This window comes from Pseudarthrobacter defluvii, assembly GCF_030323865.1.
In the GTDB taxonomy this organism is placed as follows: domain Bacteria; phylum Actinomycetota; class Actinomycetes; order Actinomycetales; family Micrococcaceae; genus Arthrobacter; species Arthrobacter sedimenti.
Map to the genome: position 1 here is coordinate 3,846,116 of NZ_CP066362.1, position 17,511 is coordinate 3,863,626.

Consider the following 17,511-nt stretch of genomic DNA (forward strand, 5'->3'; position numbering starts at 1 on the left):
CCCCGGCAGCACGGGCCCACGCTCCCCCGGGTGTTCGCCGTCGGCGGATACGATGCATCGTATGAACAGCGCCAGCGCGCCGGGGGCAATGCAGCCGGCCTCGGAACTCGAAGCCGAAACCCCCTCGTCCAGCAAGGGCCGCATCTTGGCCTGGGCCTCCTGGGACTGGGGTTCGGCGGCCTTCAACGCAGTGATGACCACCTTCGTCTTCACCGTCTACCTGACGTCCAAGGCCTTCGGCGGCGAGGACAGCGCGTCCGCCGTGCTGGGCGCGGCCCTGGCCGTGGGCGGATTCGCCATCGCGCTGCTGGCACCCGTGACGGGCCAGCGCTCCGACGCGGGCGGCAGGCGAAAGCTGTGGCTGGGAGTGAACTCAGCCGCCGTCGCCGTCCTCACGGCCCTGTGCTTCTTCGTGTTCCCGCGCCCGGAGTTCCTGCTCCTCGGCGCATGCCTGATCGCGCTGGGCAACGTGTTCTTCGAATTCGCCGGCGTCAACTACAACGCCATGCTGGCCCAGGTTTCCACGCCGCAGAACATCGGAAAGGTCAGCGGCTTCGGCTGGGGCGCAGGCTACCTGGGCGGCATCGTGGCCCTCCTGATCGTCCTGCAACTGTTCGTCCAGCCCGCCTTTGACTGGTTCGGTGCGTCCACCCGGGACAGCCTCAACATCCGGCTCGTGGCCGTCTTCTCCGCCCTGTGGTTCTTCGTCTTCGCCCTTCCTGTCCTGTTCGCCGTCCCAGAGCTTCCGCGGACCACCCAAGCCACGCGCCTGGGTTTCCTTGCCAGCTACGGCCTGTTGTTCCGGCGGATCAAGGCCATCTACGCCACCAGCCCGCACACCATCTATTTCCTGCTGGCCAGCGCCGTATTCCGTGACGGGCTCGCCGCCGTCTTCACCTTCGGCGGGATCATCGCTGCCGGCACCTTTGGCTTTGCCCTGTCCCAGGTGATCTTCTTCGCCATCTTCGGGAACGTGGTGGCGGCCATCGGCGCGATGCTCGGCGGGTTCCTGGACGACAAGGCGGGTCCCAAGGCGGTCATCACCGGCTCGTTGGTGGGACTCCTCATTGCCGGCACCGCCATCCTGGTCCTTGGCAACGGAACATATTCCCTTTTTGGAATGCAGTGGGCCGGCAGCACCACGTTCTGGGTGTTCGGGCTGTTCCTTTGCCTGTTCGTGGGACCGGCCCAGTCCTCGTCCCGGGCGTACCTGGCTCGGCTCGCGCCACACGGGGAATCCGGCGAGCTCTTCGGCCTGTATGCCACCACCGGCCGGGCCGTCAGCTTCCTGGCGCCCGCCCTGTTCACACTCTGCATCACCCTGGCAACCCCGCTGGTGCCTGCCGGCCAGGCACAGCGGTGGGGCATCCTGGGCATCATGTTGGTCCTCCTGGCCGGACTCCTGGTGCTGCTCCCGGTGAAGTCACCAGCAAAGGCGCCCGTCGCCGTCGTACCCGCCAACTAAGAGGACCGTTCCAGTCCGGCTCCGGCACTCCGCCAAGCAGGGCAACGCAGACTAGGCTGGACCCATGAACGTGGACGAAACGAACCTTCCGGGCCTGGGCCTCCGGAAGGACTTCATGACCGCCTCCGGACGCCGCATCGGCGTAGTGGAGCGGCGGGAAGGCCAGACGGAACTCATCGTTTCCACCTGGGACGATCCCGATACCTGCCAGGCGTCGATTCCGCTTACCAGCGACGAAGCAGCCACCCTTGGCAACCTCCTGGGCGGCACGCACCTGGCCATGAAGCTCGCGGAGGAGCACAAGGACGTCCCGGGGATTGTCACCCGGCAGTTCTCCATCGCCGCCGACTCGCCGTTCCAGAACCAGCCCATGGGCAAGGCGTCCATCCGCACCCGGAGCGGCGTCTCCATCGTTGCCATCATGCGCGAGGGTGAGGTGCTGCCATCGCCCGGGCCCGACGTCGTCCTCCACCCCGGTGACCTGCTGGTGGCAGTGGGCACCCAGGAAGGCCTCGACTCGGCGGCCTATATCCTGCGCCACGGCTAGCTCCCATGGACCCGTTGGCCCAGACCCTCGTTGAACTGGGGGCCGTTGTGTTCTGCCTCGGCCTCCTGGCCAGGCTGGCCGGACGGATCGGCATGTCGCCCATCCCGTTCTACCTGCTGGGCGGACTGGCCTTCGGCGCCGGCGGCATCATCAAGCTCGAGGGCATGCACGAGTTCGCCCATCTCTCCGGCGAGATCGGCGTCATCCTGCTCCTGCTTATGCTCGGGCTGGAATATACGGCTGCTGAACTTTTCACCGGGCTGCGCCGTTCGTGGCAGGCCGGCATCCTGGACCTAGTCCTGAACTTCCTGCCCGGGGCCGGGCTCGCCCTGCTCCTGGGCTGGGGCGGCGTGGGTGCCATGGTCATGGGCGGGGTCACCTACATCTCTTCCTCGGGCATCGCCGCAAAGGTCATCACGGACCTGGGCCGGCTCGGAAACCGCGAAACACCCGTGGTGCTCTCCATCCTGGTGTTCGAGGACCTGGCCATGGCGGTCTACCTGCCCATCCTCACGGCCACGCTGGCCGGGGTCAGTTTCCTGGGCGGGCTGACCACGGTGGGGATTGCCCTGGCGGTGGTCAGCGTGGTCCTGATGGTGGCGCTGCGGCACGGGCACCACGTGTCCAAGGCCGTCCACAGCGAGAACTCCGAAGTCTTCCTGCTCAACGTCCTGGGCGCCGCCCTGCTGGTGGCGGGCGTAGCGTCCGCCATGCAGGTCTCCGCGGCAGTGGGTGCCTTCATGCTGGGCATCGCCATCTCAGGCGCCACCGCGCACAACGCCACCCGGATCCTTGAGCCGCTGCGGGACCTGTTTGCCGCGATCTTCTTTGTGGCATTCGGGCTCAACACGGACCCCACCTCCATTCCGCCGGTCCTGGGCTGGGCCCTGGTCCTGGCGGTGGCCACGGCGGGCACCAAGATGATCACCGGGATCTGGGCCGCCAGGCAGGCCGGGATCGCCCGGCCCGGCCGTTTCCGGGCGGGCGCCGCCCTGGTGGCCCGCGGCGAATTCTCCATTGTGATTGCCGGCCTGGCTGTTGCCTCGGGGGCGGTTCCGCATGACCTCGCGGCGCTGGCCACCGCCTACGTACTGCTGATGGCGGTGTTGGGCCCGCTGGCCGCGCGGTACGTGGAACCGCTGGCCAAGCCGTTCATCCGGCCGGCCCAAGTGGCCCCGCAGCTTTAGGCGGCCGAGGGCCTTAGGGCGCGCAGGAGTTCTAAGCGCCGTAGCTTTAGGCGCGCCGCTACCGGGTGGTGCTGCTAGATGCTGGTGCGGTGGAAGTTCAGGTGGCTGCGGCTGGCGGTGGGGCCGCGCTGGCCCTGGTACCGGTTTCCGTACTCCCCCTGGCCGTACGGGTACTCCGCGGCCGAACTCAGCCGGAAGAAGCAGAGCTGGCCAATCTTCATGCCCGGCCACAGCTTGATGGGCAGCGTTGCCATGTTGGACAGCTCAAGGGTGACGTGGCCGGAAAAGCCGGGGTCGATGAAACCTGCAGTGGAGTGCGTCAGCAGGCCCAGCCGGCCCAGCGATGATTTGCCTTCCAAGCGGGCCGCGATGTCATCGGGCAGCGTCACGGTCTCATAGGTGGAACCCAGGACGAACTCCCCCGGATGCAGGATAAAGGCCTCGTCCTGCTCCACTTCCACCAGCCGCGTCAGCTCGGGCTGCTCCTGTGCCGGATCGATGTGCGCGTACTTGTGGTTGTCGAACAACCGGAAGAACTTGTCGATCCGGACATCCACGGACGACGGCTGGACCATCGCCGGATCGTACGGTTCAAGCACGATCCGCTCGGAATCAATTTCGGCACGAATGTCGCGGTCAGAGATCAGCACCGTCCCAAATTACCGTATCGGTTATCCACAGCCACACTTTCCCGTTGTTGCTGTGGCCTCCTGGGGCTAATGTTGCGAATGAAAGCCGCCGGAATGGTCTCCCGGATGGCGTAACAGAGCTGGGGATGTTGTGAATAAATTAGTGGCACCGTCTTTTATTGGCGTGCTCTGTGCGTTGGCGTTGGTCTCTTCGTCCGCTGCCGCACCACCCGAACCGCTGCCGTTCGGCCAGGCGTCGGGCACGGCGAGCATCACGTTGCAGACCCCGCTGGTCCGCAGCGGCGGAACGTCAGCTCAGGCGGACCCGGCAGGCAAACTCACCCCTGCCGTGGACCCGGACATTCGCATCGCTTCCCCCCTGACCGGGCCAACCCCAGCACCGCAGCCTGCTCCCTCGACCGGCACGCCCGGCCCCGACGTCGCCCGTTCGTCCGAGGCAGGGGTTGCGCCTGCCACGGAAACGCTGTCGGCTCCGGAGGCCACTGCCGCTTCCACGCAGCCCACACCCCAAACGGCGTCCATCCCACCGCTGTGGGCACCAGACCAGGAACTGGCATCACCGTCCACAACACAGCTGCCGGCTCCCGAATCCGCTACCCTTTCCACCGAGGCACTGGTACCGGACAGCAACGCGTCCGCCGTCCTTACCGTCTTTAACAAGATCAACGAGTACCGGGTGGCCAACGGCCTGAACAAGGTCAAGTACCACCCCACGGTGGCCGGGATGTCGCAGGAATGGTCGGACAGCATTGCCTCGCGTGAAGTGATCGAGCACCGGGCGAGTTTCTGGACCGATCCGCGCGCCCTGAACCCCAACAACGGCGCCGGCGAAGTCATTGCCATCCGCACCGACCGCGACGCCGCCCAGCTCGTGGAGTGGTGGAAGGGATCGCCGGGCCACAACGCCATGCTTCTCGACCCGCGCTTCAACGTAATGGGCGCCGGGATCTCCTACACGAACTCCACCTACCAGATCTGGGGTGTAGTGAACTTCTTCGGATACACCACACTGCCGGCAGGTACGCTCGATTCCCCGGGCGGCGCCGGGTCGGGCGGGGCTTTCCCGCCGCCGCCGCCAAGTCTGTGCGATGCACCCGTCAAGCACATGCCGCCCACCCTCAACCTCGCCGCCGCGGCAATCACCGGCCCGGCCGACCTCGTTTCCGTCGACTCCGCCGGCCAGCTGCTGAACCGGGCGTCCACCGGGCCCCGCACCTACGCCGCAGCCAAGGTCATCGGATCCGGCTTTGGCGGAGCCAAGGAAGTCTTTGTCACCGACTGGGACCGGGACGGCGCCTATGACGTCCTGACGCAGTGGACCGGCGGCAACCTGACCCTGCACAGGGGCATCGCCAGTGGCGGGTTCCAGGCGCCCATCACCCTCGGAACAGGCGGCTGGAACACCCTGACCCTGGCGGTCGGTGGGTGGTGCGCCAACAACCGGATGCCCCAGATCCTGGCGCTGGATGGCGCCGGCAACCTGTTCATGTATGCCAACAAGGGCACGGGGGATATCGCGGACCGGGTCACCATTGCCACGGGCGTCTACGCCTCCCGGCTCTCCATGGTGGACTACGACGCTGACGGCTTCCAGGACGTCCTGGCGTTGAAGACCGACGGCACCGTGCAGCTCTACCGCGGGTGGGGCACCACCGCCGTTCGCGCTGAGGCCCGGCCCACCGTCGCGACGGGGTGGACAGATGTTACGGGAATCCGGGCGCTGCGCAATGTCACCGGACTGAATTCCACTGGCATAGCGCTTCGGCGGGCCAACGACACCGTGCAGTACTGGGACCTGACCTCGGGAAGCCTCGCGTCGCCGTCGAACATCGCCGGCCCCTGGGCCGGGCAACGGCTGGCGCAATAGGCCAAAGCCGGCAACCGAAACCCGGAACCCTGGCGCCCCTCAGCCGGCGTCAGATTGCGGGCTGCAGTTCCAGTACGTGCTTCAGCCGGTCCAGCTGGGCCACATCGGAGCAGACGCGGCGCTGCAGCATCCCGTCGAGAAACGTGAACGTGCTGAGGAAGCCGAAGCGGCCGCCGCGTTTCGCTTCCATGGAGAACCGCACGCGGGTCCCGGCGTCCTCGGTGCTGAGGTAGTAGCCGCCCCAGCGCGTTGCCGGGCCGGAGACAATGTGGAATTCTATTTCGGCCCCGGGCCGCACGTTGGTGATCTCCAGCTCGGCCGGGATGCTCAGGCCGGAGCGGCCGGCCACCATTTTGCGGTACAGCGCGCCGTTGGCATCGGCCGGGCCGTGCAGGAGCTTCACGCTCCGGACATCGCTGCGCCAGGCGGGAAGATTGGTCGCGTCAAGGAGGTATTGGTACACGGCCATGGCGTCGCGTTCGATGAGGACCTCGTGCTCTGCGATTGCCATGAAAAAAGTTCCTGTGGTTGACGTCGGCTGCCGCAATAGCTGCCTCCCCCAAATGCGGCCGCTACCCGGATCAGGTTAGCCAGCGCTCACCGCCCGGACCTAGCAGGCAGCGCGGACGTTATTGAAGAGTTACTGGATGACGCCGCGGGTTGCATGGCCTGTTTCAAGGACACGACGCCGCTGCTTGCCGGGTTGGCGGGGAGCCCGGAGATCTGCGCTAAGCTAAGTTCTGCCCCGCTCAAGCGAGGGCGCTGCGGCTGTAGCTCAATGGTAGAGCGCTAGCTTCCCAAGCTTGATACGCGGGTTCGATTCCCGTCAGCCGCTCCAACCCCTTCCTGCCGGACCAGGCCCCCTCCCCTCTTCCCTGACCCTGCCAGCACGGCCCTGTTACGCCGCCGCCCGCCGCGCGATCTGCACCGGATGCCGCCGGTCCCGCCAGTCCACCTTGAGCTGCAGCGAGCCCTTCCGCGCGAGGATTGCCGCCACCGTCGCGGCCGCCAGCGCCGGGACGCCGCCGGAGACCAGCAGGGCAACATGGGGGTTGGCATGTTCGGCGATCGAACCCAACATGGGCCCGCCCAGCGCCTGGCCCCCGATCTGCACCATGATGTACAGGCTCATCACACGGCCGCGGATGCCTAGGTTGGAACTGATCTGCACCAGCTGGTTGCAGCCGGTCAGGAACATAAGGCACCAGAATCCGGACAGCACCATCACCGCCCCGAAGGTCACCATCGACGGGGCAAGCGCGGCAAGGCAGAGCATCAGGCCGTACATGCCGGCGCAGAACACCACGGACCGAAGGCGCAATTGACGACGGCGGGTGGATGCCACGGCGCCGGAGAGGGCACCGAGTGCCACCAGGGCATTGAGCACGCCGTAGCCGCCGGCGCCCACCTGGAAGATATGGTCCGCGAAGGCGGCGAGGATTACGGGCAGGCTCATGGCAAAGACTGAGACAAATCCGGCCATCAGCCATGGCCAGTAGATGGTGGGCTTGCTCAGGGCATAGCGGAGCCCCTCCCGCAGCATTCCCTTGCTCTTGGGTGTGGGGGCGCTGACGAACAGCTGGTCCTTCCGCAGGACCAGGAGCATCACCACGGTGGAGCAGCAGGCCAGGGCGTTGGCTGCGAAGGCCCAGCCGGCACCCACCGCCGTCAGCAGCAGGCCTGCGATGGCCGGGCCGATCAGGCCGCCCAGCTGGAAGGTGGTGGAGTTGACGCTGATAGCGTTCCGTAGGTAGGTGGGGCCCACAAGTTCGTTGACGAACACCTGGCGTGCGGGCTGGTCCAGGACTGTCACCAGGCCCAGGATCAGCGCAATGCCGTAGACATGCCAAACCATGATGACACCGGTGAGGGCAAGGGTGGCCAGCGTTGCGGCCAGGACGGCGGCCATGCTCTGGCACAGGATGAGGATCTTCCGCTTGGCGAACCGGTCGGCGATCATGCCACCCCAGGGGCCCAGCAGCAAGGAGGGCAGGAACTGCAGCGCCACGGTGACGCCAACGGCTGTTACGGAGCCGGAAAGCTGGAGCACCAGCCAGTCCTGGGCGATCCGCTGCATCCAGATGGCGATGACCGCGATGAAGTGGCCGGCAGCAAAGATCCGAAAGTTGGGCACCTTCAGCGAGATGAAGGTGTGCTTCCATGGGAGCCGGTCTGCGACGACGGGAATCGGCTGGGTCTGGTTGTCCGGCGGCGCTGAGCCCGCCGCGTCGATGATTGGCTGGGAGATGGAGGCCGACGAAGGCGGTGGGGGTGCCACAGGGATGTCCTCAAAATTGCGGGGCGGTCTGGGATGTCCTTAACGCTAGGCTGGCAGAGCAGATTATGGAGGCGTATGGTCCCTATAACTCGTATTGCAATACGCAATAGGTCCGCAGCCCCAGAGACACCGGAGTCCCCATGTTCGAACCAGCCCAGTTGCGCTCCTTCCTGGCCGTGGCCGACACCCTCAGCTTCACCAAGGCCGCCGAGCGCCTGGGGCTGGCCCAGCCCACCATCAGCCAGCACATCCGCAAGCTGGAAGCGGCAGCCAAACGCAGCCTGATCACGCGCGATACCCGCGACGTCCGGCTCACGGACAACGGCGATGCCATGGCCGGATTCGCCCGGAACATCCTGTCCGCCCACGACGCCGCCGCCCGTTATTTCTCCGGCTCCGCGATGCGGGGCCGGTTGCGGTTCGGCACCGCGGACGACCTCGCCATCACCGGGCTGCCCCGGATCCTGCGCGAGTTCCGGCAGATCTATCCGCAGATCAACCTGGAACTGACGGTGGGGCAAAGCGACCAGCTGTACCGCAAGCTCAACGCCGGACAACTGGACCTGGTCTTCGTGAAATGGGTGGCCGGGGCAAAGGACGGCACTGTGGTTCAGCACGATTCCTTCTCCTGGGTGGGCCTGGAGCAGACTGTGATGGAGCCGGGCAACCCTGTACCGCTGATTGCCTACCCCGCCCCCAGCCTCAGCCGGAAGCTCGCCATCGATGCACTCGAAGCGCATGGCAGGACGTGGCGGATCACCTGCACCACCCGGCAGATCAGTGGCGTACTGGCAGCGGTCCGGGCCGGGATCGGCGTTGCGGTGATGCCGACATCACTGGTGCCCGAAGACCTGAAGATCATCACCCGCCGCTTCGATCTTCCCCCCGTGGGGGATGTGGACTTCACTTTGATCCGCAACCCGCTGGCAAACGCCGAGGTGATCGACGCCCTTACCCAATCGATCGTCGGCCGGACCATTAACCGGCAAACCTAACTCTCTTCCGGCACGATTTCCAGCATTTGGGGGAGTTAGGGGGTCCGTGTCCATTGATAGGGGAACTGGCATGGCCTATGCTGAATTTTCAAGGTCAAGCAGCAGGCCAGTTCACTAAATCAAGCGCGTCCCCTGCATGGGAAAACGCTTGGGACAGGCAGCCAATGACGACAGCCAGGAACATCCATCTCGGTTCTGCCCACGCACGCCCGTACTCTGCACCGCGGCCGTCCACGCGCCAGAACACCCTCGGAACCGGACACGCCTCCCTTGACTCCGGTTACGTGGGAAAACCAACCTGCGACAAATGCCGTACTGACGAATTCGTCTACCTTGAGTCGTACATTCCGCCCACGTACCGGCGTGACGGAAGCGTGGCCACCCTTGGCGAGGTAGCCTACACCTGCACCCGCTGCGAGGATTTTTCCGCGCACAGCGTCCCGGCCACCTGGGCACCACCCGGCTGGTACCTGGGCTAAAGGACATAGAAAAGGTCCGGTGGTTGGGCTTGTGTAAACAAGCCCAACCACCGGACCTTTTTACCGCCTGCCTGCCCTAGATCAGCGTGTCCGACAGGTGGTTTGGGGTACCGAAGCGGTGGGCGGTGATGCTGACGGCCTGCTCGTGCAGGAACGGCAGCAGCTCCACCCGGCCGGCCTCGGTAACGGCGTGGGCGTAGATGGCCAGGTCCGGGCGTCCGCCGGTCGCTTCGGCCAGTGCGGAAGCGTCGCCTTCGATCAGGCGGATGCGCGCCCCGGACAGCCTGCCCGCCGCGGCGAGGTGCCCCGCCGAAGCCAGCCAGTCGGCGTCGGAGTCCACCTTCACGTCAATGTCCTGCGCGGTGAGCACGGAGCGCAGCTGGGCGGGAAGTTCGACGGCGGTGGACACCGTGAGTGCCGAACCCGCCAGCACCCCGGCTGCCACAGTCCGGACGAGGTGTGCCAGCGGCGCACCTTCAGAGAGGCGGATGGTGACCGGCAGGCTGCGGTAGCGGAAGACGTTGCGCTCCGCGCTCAGCCCGGAGACGTCCTTGGCGGTGCCGAACTCCTCAGCCCAGGCCTCGGCGTCGGACGCCAGGGCACGCTGGACGGACTCGAGCTCGGCGGGCTGCAGGGCGGAACCAGTTGCGTCCAGGATGCGGCGCACCCCAGCGTGGGTGACAGAGGCAGTAGCCGTGCTCTCGGCCGGCGCCCAATCCCCCAGCCCCGCCAGGTAGTTGGGGCCGCCCGCCTTGGTGCCGGCGCCGACTGCCGATTTCTTCCAGCCACCGAAGGGCTGTCGCTGGACGATGGCGCCGGTGATGCCGCGGTTGACGTAGAGGTTGCCGGCCTGGATGGTGTCCAGCCAGATGCCGAGTTCCTCGGTGTTGAGCGAGTGCAGGCCCGCGGTGAGGCCGTACTCGATCTGGTTCTGGATGGCGATGGCCTCTTCCAGCGTCTCGGCGGTCATCACGCCCAGGACGGGGCCGAAGAACTCGGTGAGGTGGAAGTAGGAGCCCCGCTTGACGCCGTGGCGCACGCCCGGGCTCCAGAGCCGGCCGGTTTCGTCCAGCTTCTTCGGTTCCACGGCCCAGTTTTCGCCGTCGCCCAGCGTGGTGAGGGCGTTTAGCAGCTTGCCGTTGGCGGGCTCGATGATCGGGCCCATCTGACTGGTGGGATCCTGCGGGTAGCCCACCTTGAGGGAGGTGACGGCGTCGATCAGCTGGTTGTGGAACCGCTTGGAAGTGGCCACCGAGCCCACCAGGATCACCAACGAGGCGGCGGAGCACTTCTGCCCGGCGTGGCCAAACGCGGAGTACGCCACATCCTTGGCAGCGAGGTCCAGGTCCGCGCTGGGGGTGACGATAATGGCGTTCTTGCCACTGGTTTCGGCCAGCAGCGGCAGGTCCTTACGGAAGGAACGGAACAGCTCAGCGGTTTCGTAGCCGCCGGTGAGGATCACGCGGTCCACGGCAGGATGGCTGATGAGCTGGGTGCCGAGCTCCCGCTCCCCCAGCTGCACCATGGTCAGCGCACCCTTGGGCACGCCAGCCTCCCACAGCGCTTCGACCATCACAGCGCCGCTGCGGGCGGCCTGCTTGGCGGGTTTAATCACGACGGCGGAGCCGGCGGCGAGTGCCGCAAGGGTGGACCCGGCCGGGATGGCGACCGGGAAGTTCCATGGCGGGGTGACAACGGTGAGCTTAGCTGGGACGAACGTGGCGCCGTCGACCGTTTCCAGCCTGCGGGCGGATTCGGCGTAGTAGTGGGCGAAGTCCACGGCCTCGCTGACCTCGGGATCGCCCTGGTCGATGGTCTTGCCGGTCTCGCTCGCCATGACCTCGAGCAGGTCAGCGCGGCGGGCTTCCAGGATCTCGCCCGCGCGGTGCAGGATCTCGGCACGCTCGTTGCCGGAGAGCCGGCCCCAGGCCTTGCCCTTCTCAAGGGCATTGTCGATGGCGCTATTGAGGGTTTCCTCGTCGTTGATGAAGGCAGCCTTGACGGAGTCCTCGCCCAGGGCGGAGGAGGCGACACGGCCCAGGATGGCGCGGCCCCAGGTGCGGTTGGCGGGGAGCGCGGGATCGGTGTCAGGGGTGTTCCGGAAACCGGTGTGCGGCATCGGCTCCGGCGGGAGGCTCCGGTCCTGGCGCCGGTTTGGCAGCGGGACGGTGTTGTCCAGGGCCTCCAGCGAGGAGAGGAAGCGCTGCTTTTCGCGCTCGAACAGGCCCTCGTTTTCGCTGAGCTCAAAGACCGCGGACATGAAGTTTTCCTGGCTTGCGCCCTCTTCCAGGCGGCGGATCAGGTAGGCGATGGCCACGTCGAATTCGGCAGGGTGCACCACGGGCGTGTAAAGGAGCAGGGAGCCAACGTCCTTCTTAACGGCCTCGGCCTGGCCCTGCGCCATGCCCAGCAGCATCTCGAACTCAATGCCCGACTCCACGCCGCGCTCCTTGGCCAGCAGCCAGGCGAAGGCGATGTCGAACAGGTTGTGGCCGGCCACGCCGATGCGGATGTTCTTAATCCGGTCCGGGTGCAGCGCGTAGTTGATGACCCGCTTGTAGCTGGTGTCGGAGTCCTGCTTGCTGCCCCAGGTGGCCAGCGGCCAGTCGTGGAGGGAGGCTTCCACCTGTTCCATGGGCAGGTTGGCGCCCTTCACCACGCGGACCTTGATGCCGGCACCGCCGTTGGCGCAGCGCTCTGCGGCCCAGTCCTGCAGGCGGATCATGGCGGACAGCGCGTCCGGGAGGTAGGCCTGGAGCACGATGCCGGCCTCGAGGTTCTTGAACTCGGGTTTATCCAGGATCCGGGTGAAGACCGCGATGGTCATGTCCAGGTCCTTGTACTCCTCCATGTCCAGGTTGATGAACTTGGCCTTGCGGCCGCCCGCGGCGAAGGAGTTGGCGCGCTGGAAGAGTGGGGTGAGCTTTTCGACGACGTGTTCCACCGCTTCGTCGAAGGCCCAGGCGGAGTGCGGTGCCACGGTGGAGGAGACCTTGATGGAGACGTAGTCGACGTCGGGACGCGCCAGCAGGGTATGCGTTCCCTCGAGGCGGCGGGAGGCCTCATGCTCGCCGAGGACCGCCTCGCCGAGCAGGTTGACGTTGAGCTTGATGCCGTCCTTCTTGATCTTTGCGATGGCCGGGCCCAGCTTGGCGTCGGTGGCGTCCACGATCAGGTGGCCCACCATTTCGCGCAGTACCTTGCGGGCGATGGGGATAACCACCTGGGGCATGACCGGAGCCATGGTGCCGCCGAGTGCCACGGCGCTGCGCATGTACCAGGGCAGGAAGGCCGGAACCTTGGGGGCGAGTGCGGCGAGGTTGCGGGCTGCGACGTTCAGGTCCTCGGGACGGACCACACCGTCCACGAAGCCCACGGTGAAGTCCAGGCCGTTGGGATCCTTGAGGACGCCGGCAAGCTGCTGGGCCGACGGGTCCACCGGCACCTTGGCGGCCTCGGTAAGCCAGTGGCGGACCAGTGCGACTGCCTCATCGGCGAGGGCCTTTGCCTGGGGGACGTCGACGTCGACCGCCTGCGGGGTGGCCGCTTTGGCGACTGCCGGTTCCATTGCAACGTGGGTCATGATGTTCCCGATCTTTCTTACTGAGGGAGGGGTCTTTCCATCAGTATGAGCTTCCAATCACATAAGATAAAGCGATCTTTTCCAACTAATACAGGTTAGAAAAACCAATGCTTTGCAAACTCCAAACGCCCGCTCACTTTTGGCGGCTAAAACCCAAACGCCCGCTCACTTTCAGCGGCTAAACAAAGAACCCTCCTGCACGTGATGTGCAGGAGGGTTCCTGTTCTGACGGAACGTGAGCGAGGGTTTTAGAAAAAACCGCAAGACGTGAGCGGGCGTTTCAGGAAAACCCGCGAGACGTGAGCGGGCGTGCGGGGGTTGGGGTTAGGAAAGCGGGCGGTGGAGGTCCGCCAGTTCCTGGTGGCGGGGGCTGTTGGGGTTCATCAGCGAGTGCTTGCGGCCGTAGCCGAAGTAGATGACCAAACCAATAATCAGCCACACCACGAACCGCAGCCAGGTTTCCCAGTGCAACTGGAGCATCAGGAAGGCCGAGGCCAGGACACCGAAGGCAGGGATCACAGGCATCAGCGGCAAGCGGAAGGTGCGGGGAGCATCGGGGCGCTTGTAGCGGAAGATGATGACGGACAGGCATACGACGACGAACGCGGCCAGGATGCCGATGTTGGTCAGATCCGCGACGGCCTTAATCGGGAAGACGCCGGCCAGGAACGCTGAGGCGATGCCGCCGATCCAGGTGACGCGCTGCGGGGTGCCGTGGCGGTCGGTCTTGGAGAACCAGCCGGGAAGCAGCCCGTCGCGGCTCATCGAGAACCACACGCGGGTGACGCCCAGCAGGAAGGTGAGCATCACGGTGAGGATGGACAGCACGGCAAACACCGAGATGATGGTGGCGATCACAGGCAGGCCCACGGAGGTGAAGGCGGAAGCGAAGCCGGCCTTGGGGTCGATGTCCTTGTAGTTCTGCATGCCGGTAAGGACCAGGGTGGCGGCAACATAGAGCAGCATGGCGATGATGAGCGAGAGCACGATGGCCTTGGGCATGTGCTTCTTGCCGTCCTTGGCTTCCTCGGCCGCGGTGCTCATGGCGTCGTATCCAAACACGGCAAAGAAGACGGTGGCGGAGCCTGCAACAACCGGGCCGAATCCGCTGGGCATGAACGGGTTGTAGTTGTTGGTGTCGATGTAGAACACGCCGAGGCCGATGATGAAGAGGATCAGGACGATCTTGATGGCGACGGCGACGAGTTCGAACCGGCCGAACGCCTTGGTGCCGCGGGACAGGATCCACGTAACCAGGAGGCAGACCAGGATGGCGGGGATGTTGATGATGCCGCCCTTGCCCTCGTCCACCGTGGACGTCATCCAGGCAGGCATGTGGATGCCGATGCCGGACAGGAAGGCGTCAAGGTAGCCGGAGATGCCAATGGCCACCACGGCCACGATGGCGATGTATTCCAGCAGCAGGTCCCAGCCGATGAACCAGCCGATCACCTCGCCGAGCGCCACGTAGCCGTAGGTGTAGGCGGAACCGGCGCGGGGAATCATGCCCGCGAATTCCGCGTAGGACAGGGCCGCGGCCGCAGAGGCCAGGCCCGCGATCAGGAAGGAAATCAGTACCGCGGGCCCCACTCCCGGGTTGCCTTCACTGCCGGCGGCCACCAGTCCCGCGAGGGAGAAGATGCCGACGCCGATAATGCCGCCAACGCCGATGGCGGTGAGCTGCCACAGTCCCAGGGACTTAAACAGTCCGCTGTGCTTGCTCTCTTCTTCGATGTCATCGATGGGCTTGCGCCGCATGATCGACTGGCTCAAATCTTTGGTGCTCATCAGGAACTCCTGCTTGGGGGGCGACCCCGCCGCGGCACGCCAAGGGACCTGGCTGTGACGGGGGTAACTCGATTTCAACAGTATGCGTGCGGGTTTGCGTTAGATAAAGTGACTACTTCTAACCTATATTCGTTAGTTTCAGTTAGGAATATGCCATGCTCGACGTCCGCAGGCTCCGGCTGCTCCGCGAATTAAGCATCCGGGGGACGCTGGCTGAGGTGGCGGAGGCCCTGCAGTACAGCCCGTCGTCGGTCTCGCAGCAGCTGGCCCTGCTGGAGAAGGAAGTGGGCGTGGAGCTGCTCCGCAAAACGGGGCGCCGGGTCCAGCTGACCCCGCAGGCGGAAGTGTTGGTGGCCCACACCGCCCAGCTGCTGGAAACCATGGAACAGGCGGAGGCGGATCTGGCAGCCTCGCTGACCACCGTCACGGGCACGGTGCGCATCGCGGTGTTCCAGTCCGCGGCGCTCGCCCTGATGCCGGACACCCTGACGCGCATGGCCAGCACGTACCCCGAAGTCCGGATCGAAATGATCCAGCGGGAGCCGGAAACGGCGCTGCATGAAACATGGGCGCGCGACTTCGACCTGGTGATCGCTGAGCAGTACCCCGGCCATGCGGCACCGCGGTACCCGGAGCTGGACCGGGTGAAGCTGACCACCGATGCCATCCGGCTGGCCGTTCCCCCGGCGTCCCACGGCGCACCCGCCATCCGTTCACTGGTGGACACCGCGGAGCTCGCCTGGGTCATGGAACCGCGGGGTGCCGCATCGCGCCATTGGGCGGAGCAGGCGTGCCGCAGCGCGGGCTTCGAGCCGGACGTGCGCTTCGAGACAGCGGACCTCCAGGCCCAGGCGCGGCTGATCGAGTCCGGCAATGCCGTGGCCCTGATGCCGGACCTGGTGTGGACCGGCCGCGGCACCACCGCCCAGCTGCTGGAGCTGCCCGGCAAGCCGCACCGCACCATCTTCACCTCGGTCCGCCGCTCCAGCGCCCAGCGCCCTGCCATCCTCGCCGCCCGGGAAACCTTGGCTGCTGCCGCCGCCGCAGTGGCAACGGACGACGCCGGGTGACCGGCCGCCGTCGTACGCCTCCTTACTGCGCACCCAGGGAGCTCGTGGTTGCGCAGGTGCGTCCCCTGCGCACTGACGGCCGGACTCAGTGCGCAGCGGCGTCATCTGTGGGCCTGTGTTTCGTGCGTCACTGCAGGTGAGGAACCGCAGGTCTAGACTGGACCCGTTATGAATCGAACAATGTTCAAGTCCAAAATCCACCGGGCCACCGTCACGCACGCCGACCTGCACTACGTAGGCTCGGTCACCGTTGACCTCGACCTGCTTGAGGCCGCCGACATCCTTCCCGGCGAGTTGGTGTCCATCGTGGACGTCACCAACGGCGCGCGGCTTGAAACTTACACCATCGCCGGCGAACGCGGCTCCGGCGTGATTGGCATCAACGGTGCAGCGGCGCACCTGATGCACGAGAACGACATCATCATCCTGATCACCTACGCCCAGATGACCACAGAAGAGGCCAAGTCCTTCGAACCCCGAGTGGTCCATGTGGACGAGAACAACCGCGTGATCCAGCTGGGCAATGATCCCGCCGAGGGCCTTACCCCTGGCGTAGTGCGCCCGCCGTTCGCGCTGAACAACGCCACCGTCTGATCCCGGAGCGTGAACTCCGGTAGACCCTTCTTCCATGCCCCGCGAGGCATCCTTTGCTAGGGGTGCTGGCCGGATTCTTCGTGGTGTGGTGCATCATCCTGGTGGGCTGGTTCGTGGGCCGGCAAAGGATCCTCGGCGACAACGCCCGGCCCGTCCTCAGCGGCCTGACCTTCTTCGTCGCCAGCCCGGCACTGCTCTTCGAAACCCTCAGTAAGGCGCGGCTGCAGGAAGTTTTCGCTGAACCGCTGCTGGTCACGGCGGTCGCAGCAATTGTTACGGCGGCCATTTTCTTCACCATCACCAGGTTCTGGCTGAAACGGGCACTCCCGGAATCGCTGATGTCGGCAATGTCCGCCTCCCTGGCCAACTCGGCAAACCTGGGTATTCCCATTGCGGTATATGTTCTGGGCGATGCCAGCTATGTGGCACCGCTGCTGATTTTCCAGCTGGCGTTCTTCACCCCGATGTTCCTGATGATCCTTGACTCGAGCACCAGCACGCACCGCACCACCGTGCTGGGCTTCTTCCTGATGATCCTGCGCAACCCCATGATCGTGGGGTCCGGCTTGGGGCTGCTGGTGGCCGGCACCGGCTTCCAGGTCCCGGAGCTGGTCATGGAGCCCATCCACCTGATCGGCGGCGCGGCGATTCCCGCCATGCTCATCGCATTCGGCATGAGCCTGAACGGCACCCGGCCGCTGCAGGCATCCGCCAACCGGCGCCTCGACACCCTGCTGGCCAGCGGCTTCAAGCTGGGAGTCCAGCCGGCCCTTGCCTACCTTTTTGCCCGCTTCGCGCTGGGGATGGACGGGCATGCCCTGTTCGCCGTGGTGGTCACCTCGGCCCTGCCCACTGCGCAGAACGTGTTCGTTGCGGCCAGCCGCTACCAGACAGGGCTTACCGTGGCCAAGGACACCGTGCTGATCACCACCGTGGTGGCGGTACCGGCGATGATCGGTGTGGCGCTGCTCCTGGCATAGGCATTGAGCAGGCATAACCGCAGCTTGG

14 protein-coding genes and 1 tRNA gene are annotated in these 17,511 nt (G+C 65.7%); 10 read left to right on the top strand and 5 right to left on the bottom strand.

The features are described 5' to 3' along the window. Window positions 1–61 precede the first annotated feature (61 nt). The 3 genes from JCQ34_RS17935 to JCQ34_RS17945 all read left to right on the top strand — a co-directional run bounded on the left by JCQ34_RS17935 (window position 62) and on the right by JCQ34_RS17945 (window position 3,199). On the top strand, window positions 62–1,465 hold the full coding sequence (locus JCQ34_RS17935; RefSeq protein ID WP_286399965.1) for an MFS transporter: 1,404 nt from the start codon (window positions 62–64) through the stop codon (window positions 1,463–1,465). Window positions 1,466–1,529: 64 nt separating this feature from the next. Beyond that, window positions 1,530–2,012, top strand: coding sequence for a cation:proton antiporter regulatory subunit (locus tag JCQ34_RS17940; RefSeq protein WP_286399967.1), 483 nt, complete (start codon window positions 1,530–1,532; stop codon window positions 2,010–2,012). Window positions 2,013–2,017: 5 nt separating this feature from the next. Continuing rightward, window positions 2,018–3,199 (top strand): cation:proton antiporter, encoded by a 1,182-nt coding sequence (locus JCQ34_RS17945; protein ID WP_286399970.1) that lies wholly within the window; start codon window positions 2,018–2,020, stop codon window positions 3,197–3,199. A gap of 74 nt (window positions 3,200–3,273) precedes the next feature. On the opposite strand, the gene dcd is transcribed toward JCQ34_RS17945, so the two are convergent. Continuing rightward, window positions 3,274–3,849 (bottom strand): dCTP deaminase, encoded by a 576-nt coding sequence (gene dcd, locus JCQ34_RS17950; protein WP_286399973.1) that lies wholly within the window; start codon window positions 3,847–3,849, stop codon window positions 3,274–3,276. Between the two features lie 142 nt (window positions 3,850–3,991). Here dcd and JCQ34_RS17955 point away from each other — a divergent pair, with 142 nt between their 5' ends. Then, the gene (locus JCQ34_RS17955) at window positions 3,992–5,716 is read left to right on the top strand and encodes a CAP domain-containing protein (protein ID WP_286399976.1); all 1,725 of its coding nucleotides are present in this window, start codon (window positions 3,992–3,994) and stop codon (window positions 5,714–5,716) included. Between the two features lie 49 nt (window positions 5,717–5,765). On the opposite strand, the gene JCQ34_RS17960 is transcribed toward JCQ34_RS17955, so the two are convergent. Continuing rightward, window positions 5,766–6,227, bottom strand: a complete 462-nt coding sequence (locus JCQ34_RS17960) for an SRPBCC family protein (RefSeq protein WP_286399979.1) — start codon at window positions 6,225–6,227, stop codon at window positions 5,766–5,768. A gap of 253 nt (window positions 6,228–6,480) precedes the next feature. On the opposite strand from JCQ34_RS17960, the gene JCQ34_RS17965 reads away from it, so the two are divergent. Beyond that, window positions 6,481–6,554 (top strand) — tRNA-Gly (locus tag JCQ34_RS17965). Between the two features lie 60 nt (window positions 6,555–6,614). Here the strand turns inward: JCQ34_RS17965 and JCQ34_RS17970 are convergent. Further along, window positions 6,615–7,994, bottom strand: a complete 1,380-nt coding sequence (locus tag JCQ34_RS17970; protein WP_286399982.1) for an MFS transporter — start codon at window positions 7,992–7,994, stop codon at window positions 6,615–6,617. A gap of 140 nt (window positions 7,995–8,134) precedes the next feature. Between JCQ34_RS17970 and JCQ34_RS17975 the strand changes: the two genes are divergently transcribed. Continuing rightward, window positions 8,135–8,989, top strand: a complete 855-nt coding sequence (locus JCQ34_RS17975) for a LysR substrate-binding domain-containing protein (protein ID WP_286399985.1) — start codon at window positions 8,135–8,137, stop codon at window positions 8,987–8,989. A gap of 164 nt (window positions 8,990–9,153) precedes the next feature. Then, window positions 9,154–9,468, top strand: a complete 315-nt coding sequence (locus JCQ34_RS17980; protein ID WP_236799977.1) for a hypothetical protein — start codon at window positions 9,154–9,156, stop codon at window positions 9,466–9,468. Between the two features lie 76 nt (window positions 9,469–9,544). Here the strand turns inward: JCQ34_RS17980 and JCQ34_RS17985 are convergent, their stop codons facing one another. Beyond that, window positions 9,545–13,051: a bifunctional proline dehydrogenase/L-glutamate gamma-semialdehyde dehydrogenase gene (locus JCQ34_RS17985; RefSeq protein WP_286399990.1), complete on the bottom strand. Its 3,507-nt coding sequence runs from the start codon at window positions 13,049–13,051 to the stop codon at window positions 9,545–9,547. A 324-nt stretch (window positions 13,052–13,375) separates the two neighbouring features. After that, window positions 13,376–14,839, bottom strand: coding sequence for an amino acid permease (locus JCQ34_RS17990; protein WP_142132328.1), 1,464 nt, complete (start codon window positions 14,837–14,839; stop codon window positions 13,376–13,378). 155 nt (window positions 14,840–14,994) lie between these two features. Between JCQ34_RS17990 and JCQ34_RS17995 the strand changes: the two genes are divergently transcribed. The 3 genes from JCQ34_RS17995 (at window position 14,995) to JCQ34_RS18005 (ending at window position 17,483) form a co-directional block, all read left to right on the top strand. Further along, on the top strand, window positions 14,995–15,909 hold the full coding sequence (locus JCQ34_RS17995) for a LysR family transcriptional regulator (protein ID WP_286399995.1): 915 nt from the start codon (window positions 14,995–14,997) through the stop codon (window positions 15,907–15,909). A 168-nt stretch (window positions 15,910–16,077) separates the two neighbouring features. Further along, the gene (gene panD / locus JCQ34_RS18000) at window positions 16,078–16,503 is read left to right on the top strand and encodes an aspartate 1-decarboxylase (RefSeq protein ID WP_200830651.1); all 426 of its coding nucleotides are present in this window, start codon (window positions 16,078–16,080) and stop codon (window positions 16,501–16,503) included. Window positions 16,504–16,556: 53 nt separating this feature from the next. Beyond that, window positions 16,557–17,483 carry an AEC family transporter gene (locus JCQ34_RS18005; protein ID WP_286400000.1) on the top strand — a complete coding sequence of 309 codons (927 nt, stop codon included), beginning with the start codon at window positions 16,557–16,559 and terminating at the stop codon, window positions 17,481–17,483. Window positions 17,484–17,511: the final 28 nt, after the last annotated feature.

Bases quoted from the DNA above. Each gene is read 5' to 3' on its own strand.
- JCQ34_RS17935 (WP_286399965.1), top strand. From the start codon at position 62: ATGAACAGCGCCAGCGCGCCGGGGGCAATGCAGCCGGCCTCGGAACTC.
- JCQ34_RS17940 (WP_286399967.1), top strand. From the start codon at position 1,530: ATGAACGTGGACGAAACGAACCTTCCGGGCCTGGGCCTCCGGAAGGAC.
- JCQ34_RS17945 (WP_286399970.1), top strand. From the start codon at position 2,018: ATGGACCCGTTGGCCCAGACCCTCGTTGAACTGGGGGCCGTTGTGTTC.
- JCQ34_RS17960 (WP_286399979.1), bottom strand. From the start codon at position 6,227: ATGGCAATCGCAGAGCACGAGGTCCTCATCGAACGCGACGCCATGGCC.
- JCQ34_RS17975 (WP_286399985.1), top strand. From the start codon at position 8,135: ATGTTCGAACCAGCCCAGTTGCGCTCCTTCCTGGCCGTGGCCGACACC.
- JCQ34_RS17980 (WP_236799977.1), top strand. From the start codon at position 9,154: ATGACGACAGCCAGGAACATCCATCTCGGTTCTGCCCACGCACGCCCG.
- JCQ34_RS17985 (WP_286399990.1), bottom strand. From the start codon at position 13,051: ATGACCCACGTTGCAATGGAACCGGCAGTCGCCAAAGCGGCCACCCCG.
- JCQ34_RS17990 (WP_142132328.1), bottom strand. From the start codon at position 14,839: ATGAGCACCAAAGATTTGAGCCAGTCGATCATGCGGCGCAAGCCCATC.
- JCQ34_RS17995 (WP_286399995.1), top strand. From the start codon at position 14,995: ATGCTCGACGTCCGCAGGCTCCGGCTGCTCCGCGAATTAAGCATCCGG.
- panD (WP_200830651.1), top strand. From the start codon at position 16,078: ATGAATCGAACAATGTTCAAGTCCAAAATCCACCGGGCCACCGTCACG.